Origin of the sequence: Caminicella sporogenes DSM 14501 (assembly GCF_900142285.1) — a bacterium.
GTDB lineage: Bacteria > Bacillota > Clostridia > Peptostreptococcales > Caminicellaceae > Caminicella > Caminicella sporogenes.
The window spans coordinates 21,329-28,905 of the sequence record NZ_FRAJ01000023.1; the positions used below are offsets into that span (position 1 = coordinate 21,329).

At 27.4% G+C, this 7,577-nt stretch carries 5 protein-coding genes and 1 rRNA gene; 1 reads left to right on the plus strand and 5 read right to left on the minus strand.

Features of this window, described 5'->3' with window-relative positions; genetic code table 11:
* Positions 1-127: 127 nt before the first annotated feature.
* From BUA90_RS10965 to BUA90_RS10980, 4 genes are all read right to left on the minus strand, one after another.
* A complete protein-coding gene (locus BUA90_RS10965) occupies positions 128-997 on the minus strand; it encodes an ATP-grasp domain-containing protein (RefSeq protein ID WP_072968567.1) in 870 nt (289 codons plus the stop codon).
* Entirely contained in the window at positions 990-2,333 is a 1,344-nt protein-coding gene (locus BUA90_RS10970; protein WP_072968569.1) for a bifunctional folylpolyglutamate synthase/dihydrofolate synthase, read from the minus strand. Before BUA90_RS10970 ends, BUA90_RS10965 begins: the two co-directional genes overlap by 8 nt.
* A gap of 178 nt (positions 2,334-2,511) precedes the next feature.
* Positions 2,512-4,887 carry a trans-4-hydroxy-L-proline dehydratase gene (hypD, locus tag BUA90_RS10975; protein ID WP_242945091.1) on the minus strand — a complete coding sequence of 792 codons (2,376 nt, stop codon included), beginning with the start codon at positions 4,885-4,887 and terminating at the stop codon, positions 2,512-2,514.
* A gap of 5 nt (positions 4,888-4,892) precedes the next feature.
* Complete coding sequence (locus BUA90_RS10980; protein ID WP_072968571.1) at positions 4,893-5,792, minus strand: trans-4-hydroxy-L-proline dehydratase activase; 900 nt, start codon at positions 5,790-5,792, stop codon at positions 4,893-4,895.
* Between the two features lie 796 nt (positions 5,793-6,588).
* Between BUA90_RS10980 and BUA90_RS10985 the strand changes: the two genes are divergently transcribed.
* Positions 6,589-7,173, plus strand: a complete 585-nt coding sequence (locus tag BUA90_RS10985) for a helix-turn-helix domain-containing protein (protein ID WP_072968573.1) — start codon at positions 6,589-6,591, stop codon at positions 7,171-7,173.
* 118 nt (positions 7,174-7,291) lie between these two features.
* Here BUA90_RS10985 and rrf read toward each other — a convergent pair.
* Positions 7,292-7,408, minus strand: a 5S ribosomal RNA gene (gene rrf / locus BUA90_RS10990).
* Positions 7,409-7,577: the final 169 nt, after the last annotated feature.

Sequence of the window (7,577 nt, forward strand, 5' to 3'; positions counted from 1 at the left end):
AAATCTTTTTCAATATTACTTTATTTAATCTTATAATTTTGTTAATCACTCCTTTAAATTATTTTTATATTATATATATACCTTCAATTTTAGAAAATAAACATGTAATTTAAAAATTTTTTGATATTTATAAAGTCGATTTTATATAATTAAATATTTCTCTAGGAATATTGATTTTAGAAGTTGCACTTATTGTACGAAAACCAGGTATTCCATTAACTTCACATACTAAAATTTCTTCTTCTCCGAACAATAAGTCTACTCCAGCTATTTCTAACCCCAAAGCTTTAGTACTTTCCACAGCTATTTTTTCTATACAACTATCTATATCATATGAAAATGCACTACCTCCTTGAGAATAATTAGACCTAAAATCTTTATTTGACTTTCTAAGAACTGAAGCTACAACCCTATTTCCTATTACATGAACTCTTATATCTCTTCCACAGCTAGTTTCTATATATTCTTGAAACAATATATTTTCCTTAACATTTTTTATTATATATTCAAACTCCTCTTTACTTTCAGCTAAAAAAACTCCTTCTCCTTTTGAACCATGTATTTCTTTAATAATTATTTTGCGTCCTAATTGTCTAGATAATTTTTCATAGGAAATACTATTATTTGAAGTAAATAATGTCTTTGGCATTTTTATATTTTTAATAGTTAATAATTGATGAGTATACCATTTATTTAGAGAATTAGATAATGCTGTAGAAGTATTATATGTCCTGACTCCCAAAAGTTCAAGCTGTTTTGCTATAGAAATGCAGTAGCTTCTCAATAAAACAAATGTGGGAATATCTTTAAATTTATTTTGATATAAAATTTTTAAGCCTTCATTATCACAAATCAAATCTATATCTTCTTCAAATAAAATCTCTACATTTAATCCTGCCTTTTTTGCTTCTTCTATCATCCAATCAAATGCATTATCTTTTGGGTCAGGTCTTATACTTTTTTTAGAATAAATTATCCATCCATGATTTCTATTCATTAAAATATCCCTCACTAAAAATTTTTTTAGATTCACCTATCAATGCTTGTGTACCAACTATACATAATATATCATTTTTATTCAAACTTTTTATAGTAGCAATAACTGCTTTTTTAAAAATTTCTTCATATTTTATGACTACATCATTTTCTTTTATACAATATAATTTTTGTTCATCTGTAAACTTTAGATGAGTATTCTTTGGTCTAGTCAGTATTATTTTATCAGCTATTTTTCTTAATTCTTCTACTACACCCTTGTAATCCTTTGTATCAGGTATTCCGATAATAAAATATTTCATTTCTACTTTTAAATTTTCAATCATTTTTTTTAAATATTTAGCACATTCTCTATTTATACAACCATCTAAAATAACTAATGGTGCTTTTTTTACTATCTCCGTACATCCTTGCCAACTTAATGAATTTAAAGCTATTTGAAGTTTATTTTTATTAATTTTCCCCAATATTTCTTCACATAGTTTTACACCAAGACATGTATTATAAACATTAAACTCTCCATATACAGGTATATAAATATCTTTGTAGTATTGTCTTTTTGTTTTAATATCAAATTTTATTCCAAAACTATCTTGAACAATATTTAAAGCTTTAAAATCTCTATTGTAAGTATAAACTTTAACACTTTTTTCATATGCAATATTATTAATAATTCTATTTACACTGTCATACTGCTCAGCAATAAATACAGCTTTATGGTTTTTATGAATTATACCAGCCTTGTTATAGGCAACTTCCTCAAGTGTATTACCTAACTGTGGATAATGCTCTAAAAATACTTTATTTATAACTGAATACTCACTATTAATCACTGCTACATCATCGTATCTAGCACCTCTTCCACATTCCAATATATTTATATCTGTATTATTATCTTTAAAATACATTAGTGCTATAGCAGCACCTATTCCAACAGGTCCAAAATATTGACTTTCACCTGCATTTTTTTCAATTTCTAAGGCTAAAGGTTCTATTATATTTGCATACTTAATCAATTCTTCATCTGATATAGATTTATCATTTATTTTTATTCTTTCATTATATTTTGTTAAGTGTGGACTAGTATAGACACCTACTTTTAATCCATGTTTTTCTAAAATTTTAGCTGTTATCCTACAAATAGAACCTTTTCCCTTGCTTCCTGTAACTAATATATTTCTCTGAAATTTATCAATCTCTCCTAGCTCATCAATCAACTTTCTTGTAAAATAAGGATTTCTTGTAAATTTATCATTTAAATTTTTATCTATTTTATCTTTTTTATTCATATAAGAACTATAAATAAAATCAATAACTTCCTCACAGCTTTTAAACATAAAAATCCTCCATCTATTTAGTATATCTTTTTATCAATTTAAATAGCAGTTTACATCATATAATCATTATAATATATCAAGATTAATCTTTTTAAAAAATATATCTGAATTTTTAAATATTAATTTAATATTTACTCTATTTAAAAAAACTGAGGACTTTATAAATCCCCAGTTTTAATTAACAAAAACTTTGTTCCGTTCTTTTAATAATTTCATCTTGGAGACCTTTATTTAAATTATTAAAGTAATCACTATATCCTGCAACTCGGACAATTAAATCATTATATTTTTCAGGATTTTTTTGTGCATCCAATAATGTTTTACTATCTACAACATTAAACTGTACATGATGTCCACCCATCTTAAAATAGGTCCTTATTAAATGACGAAGATTTTTAGTTCCTTCTTTCCCTTCTAATACATTTGGAGGAAATTTTAGATTTAATAGTGTTCCTCCAGCTCTTGGATGATCCATTTTTGCTGCAGAACGAATAACTGCTGTAGGACCATTAGTGTCTGCTCCTTGTGTTGGTGAAATACCTTCTGATAATGGTTCTCCTTCTTTTCTTCCATTTGCTGATGCTTTCATAATTGAACCAAAGTAAACATGGGAAGTTGTTGGAAGCATTTCAATTCGATAAATTCCACCTCTTACACTCTTTCTCCCATTTACAGAATTATAGAATATATCAAATACTTCTCTCATTAAATCATCAGCATAATCATCATCATTTCCATATTTCGGAGACTTGTTAAGAAGCATATTTCGAATAGCTTCTTTGCCTTCAAAATTTTTATCCATTGCATCCATTAATTCAGCCATTGTAATATTCTTTTTATCATATACGTGCATTTTAATTGCTGCCAAACAATCGGTAATCGTACCTATTCCTACCCCTTGAATATAGTTGGTATTATATCTTGCTCCACCAGCATTATAATCGACTGCTTTTGTAATACAATCATCGATAATAATAGACATAAATGGAACTGGTATATATTTTGCATATAATTTTTCAATTACAAGATTTCCTCTCATCTTAATATCAATAAAATGTTTAAATTGTTTTTTAAATGCTTCCATCAACTCTTCAAAAGATGTAAAATTTCTTGGATCTCCTGTTTCTAATCCAATTTTTTTACCTGTTCTTGGATCTACTCCATTATGAAGTGTAATTTCCAACACTTTCGGAAAGCAAAAATACCCAGTCAAAATATAAGCTTCTTTTCCAAATGCTCCAACTTCTACACAACCACTAGCTCCTCCACATCTTGCATCTTCAAAACTTTTTCCTACTGCAACCATTTGTTCAATAATTTCATCCGCATTAAAGAAAGAAGGTTGACCAAAACCAGTTTTAATAATTTCTATTGCACGATCTACAAAATGATCAGGATTTTTCATACTAATTTGAACATTAGAACTTGGTTGAAGCAATCTCATTTCTTGAATAACATCTAAAAGCATAAAAGAAAGTTCATTTACACCATCAGAACCATCTGCTTTTAATCCACCGATATTTATATTGGCAAAATCGGTATAAGTTGCACTTTCTTGCAGTGTAATCCCTACTTTTGGAGGTGCTGGTTGATTGTTGAACTTAACCCAAAAACATTCAAGCAATTCTTTTGCTCTATCAGGTGTAAGAGTTCCCTTTTCTATTTCTTTCTGATAAAAAGGATATAAGTGTTGATCTAGTCTTCCCGGATTAAAAGCATCCCAAATATTTAATTCAGTAATAATTCCTATATGCACAAACCAATACATTTGAAGTGCTTCATGAAATGTTTCTGGTTTATGTTCTGGCACTTTATCACAAATCTTTGAAATCAAAAGTAGTTCTTCTTTTCGTTTTGAATCTTGCTCTTTTTCTGCCATTTCAGCAGCAAGTTTCGAATAACGTTTTCCTAATGTAATAATAGCATCTGCACAAATTAACATTGCTTCTAATTCATCTTTTTTATCCAACGCATCTGGATCATTTAAAAAATCTAATTGAGCAATTCTATCTCGAATTTTTTTCTTAAGATCTGCAAATCCTTGCTTATAAATTTTATCATCAGCTACTGTATGTCCCGGACCTCTTTGCTCCATAAATTCTGTAAAAATACCTGCTTCATAACAGTCTTTCCATTCTTGTGTCATTTCTTTGAAAATCTTATCCCTCATAGAGCGACCTCTCCAGTAAGGAATAATTTCCTTTTCTTGAATTTTTCTTGCTTCTTCATCTACTTTAAACGAAATTTTTTCTCTCTTGTGCATAACTTCAAGGTCTTCTAAAGTATGACAGCAAAGTTCTGGATACGTAGGTGTTGCACAAGGTGCTTCTCCTCTTTCTCCCACAATCAATTCTCCATCATTAATGCAAAGCTTTTTGTTTTCCATAATGTGTTTGAAAGTAAGTGCACGTAAAATAGGCGTTGATACTTTCCCTTCATATTTTTGATACACTTCAGTTACCAGTTGTGCTCTTTCCATTGAAATATAAGGTTGAGCCGATACACTTTGCTTTCTTAATTTTTGAATCCTTTCATTCATTCCTCTTTGTTCCATAAAAATCATCCTCCTATCTTTGTATAAATTCCATATGCTTCAAAAGAAGCTTTTATTTGATTCATTCTTTCATCAGACGGTATCCCAAAAGAAACCGCTTTATACTCTCTATTCAATCTTGTATATTTATCCATTCCTGTATTGTGATAAGGAAGTAAATTTACCTGTTGTATATTTAATGGTTTAAGAAAATCAATCATTGATTGAATATTTTCTTCATCACAATTAACACCTTCTATTAAAGGAACTCTAATCCATATATTCGGATGTATGCTGGAAAGCTTCTTTAAATTTTCTAGTATCGTTTTATTAGAAACACCTGTATATTTTTTATGTTTTTCATCATTCATTACTTTCAAATCATATAAAAATAAATCCGTTTTAGATGCAATTCTCTCTAGTCTTTTCCAATCTCCATACCCACACGTATCAACGGATACATGAATGGCATTCATTTTGCACTTGTCAATCATTTTCTCTAAAAAATCAATTTGATACAACACTTCTCCACCCGAAAATGTCACTCCTCCTCCAGATTCCTCATAAAACATTCTGTCTTTTTGAATTTCATTCAATAATTCTTGCTCCAATATAGTACGTCCTACTATTTCTAATGCATTTACAGGACAAAAGTTTTCACATTTTCCGCAAAAAATACATTTTTCTTCATCTCTAAGTACTCGATCATCTTTTATAAAAAGTGCTCCTTTAGGACAATTCTTCACACAAAAACCGCATTTCTGACATCTATTTTCAAAGTACATAATATCTTGTTTAAAATTTTGACTTTCTGGATTATGACACCACCAACAATGCAAAGGACAACCTTTAAAAAATACTGTTGTTCGAATACCGGGTCCATCATGAATTGAATACCTTTGAATATTTATAATAACACCTTCCATTTTTTAAACCTCCTTATACCGAATACTAAAAATTTACTCATTTTGTTATACATACAGAATCATTACTTTTTTTGATCTCTCATCTGTTTTAACACTTGATGTATTTGTTTACATTTATATATTCTTCTAAAAATAACAACTGTTATTTTCTATTCATAATTATAAACTTTTTTTATGTATAATGAATTAAATCTAGTTTTAGCAGTATTTAGTCTCAATTCTATTTTTATTATCTTTATGTAAAATTTTACTATTTTATGTTTTATGTGTCAATATATATTGATAAATTATTATCAAAAATAAAATCTAAATTAGCAATAATTCTTGTATTTATCAGTATTTTAGATAAATAAAATTATTAGAAAAAATTTTTCAAAAAATAAATTTCTTTATGATAGATAAATTTTTATTTATATATATAAATTTTTCAAACAACTAAAAAATTTTATAGAATATAATTTTCGTTCATATATATAAATTTTTAAAAAAATAAAAAACTATGGACATAAAAATATAAAAAATTATATACTTATGTTAAAGCACAAATCAATTTTCTAACACTTACAAATAAATATTTATTTTATATGTATAAAAATACTAAATTCATATTTATAAATAATAAAGTTTTAAAACTAACTATATAATAAAAATATTCATTATAATATAACTTATTTCATGACCTTAACTTTTTATAATAAATATTTTTTATCAATATTGAAATATATACTTATTTCTATATAAAGTCTTTGATATATCTACAAATAAAACTTATGTTGAAGGAGAGAAAAAAAGCAAAATGAGCACAAATATAAGTATAGGAAAAAAAATAAAACAATTAAGAACAAATAAAAAGCTAACATTAAAAGATTTAAGTAATATGACAAATTTGTCAACAGGATTTTTATCTCAACTAGAAAGAGGTTTGACTACAATTGCAATTGATTCATTAGAAAAAATTGCAAAAGCATTAGAAGTAAATCTTTCTTATTTTTTTGATTTTCATGGTAAAAAAAATAAAAGTCATATTATTCGAAGTTATGAACAGACTGTATTTCAAGTCAAATCTGATCAATTTATTCAATACCATCTTTCTAACGATATCGAAAATGCACAAATATTGCCTAGACTAATTGAAATATTACCTATGACCATTGAAGAAAATATTAACGAATATCAACACGAAGGAGAAGAATTTATCTATGTGTTAGAAGGAATACTAACCCTTTTTATTAATCACCAACGATATGATTTATACCCAGGAGATAGTGCATACTTTCATTCAACTTATCCTCATAATTGGGTAAATTACACAAACAAATTAGTAAAAATTATAACTGTTCATACACCAAATCCTTTTAAATTAAACAAAAAAAATCAATAGTAGTGTTTTAAATACCACTATTTTTAAAACTGATGAAAATCATTATTTTCAATAATCTTTTTTAACAAAAAAAACAAAATCCTCTGAAGAATTTTTAAATTCCTCAGAGGATTTTTATAACCGGCAACGACCTACTCTCCCAGGCGGTCTCCCACCAAGTACCATCGGCGCTGAAGGGCTTAACTTCTGTGTTCGGTATGGGAACAGGTGTATCCCCTTCGCTATAGTCACCGGACTTAGTCACTTCGTGACAGTTAAGAGTTAATAGTTTAGAGTTAAGAGTTTTTTATTTTAATAACTCTTAACTTTTAACTCTTAATTCTTAACTCTTTTTGTTTGTTCTCTCAAAACTGGATAATAGAGTTGTTGGTTATTGGTCAAGCCCTCGACCTATTAGTACCTAT

Coding starts and splice junctions, on each gene's coding strand:
- hypD (WP_242945091.1), bottom strand. CDS start 4,887: ATGGAACAAAGAGGAATGAATGAAAGGATTCAAAAATTAAGAAAGCAA.
- BUA90_RS10980 (WP_072968571.1), bottom strand. CDS start 5,792: ATGGAAGGTGTTATTATAAATATTCAAAGGTATTCAATTCATGATGGA.
- BUA90_RS10970 (WP_072968569.1), bottom strand. CDS start 2,333: ATGTTTAAAAGCTGTGAGGAAGTTATTGATTTTATTTATAGTTCTTAT.
- BUA90_RS10965 (WP_072968567.1), bottom strand. CDS start 997: ATGAATAGAAATCATGGATGGATAATTTATTCTAAAAAAAGTATAAGA.
- BUA90_RS10985 (WP_072968573.1), top strand. CDS start 6,589: ATGAGCACAAATATAAGTATAGGAAAAAAAATAAAACAATTAAGAACA.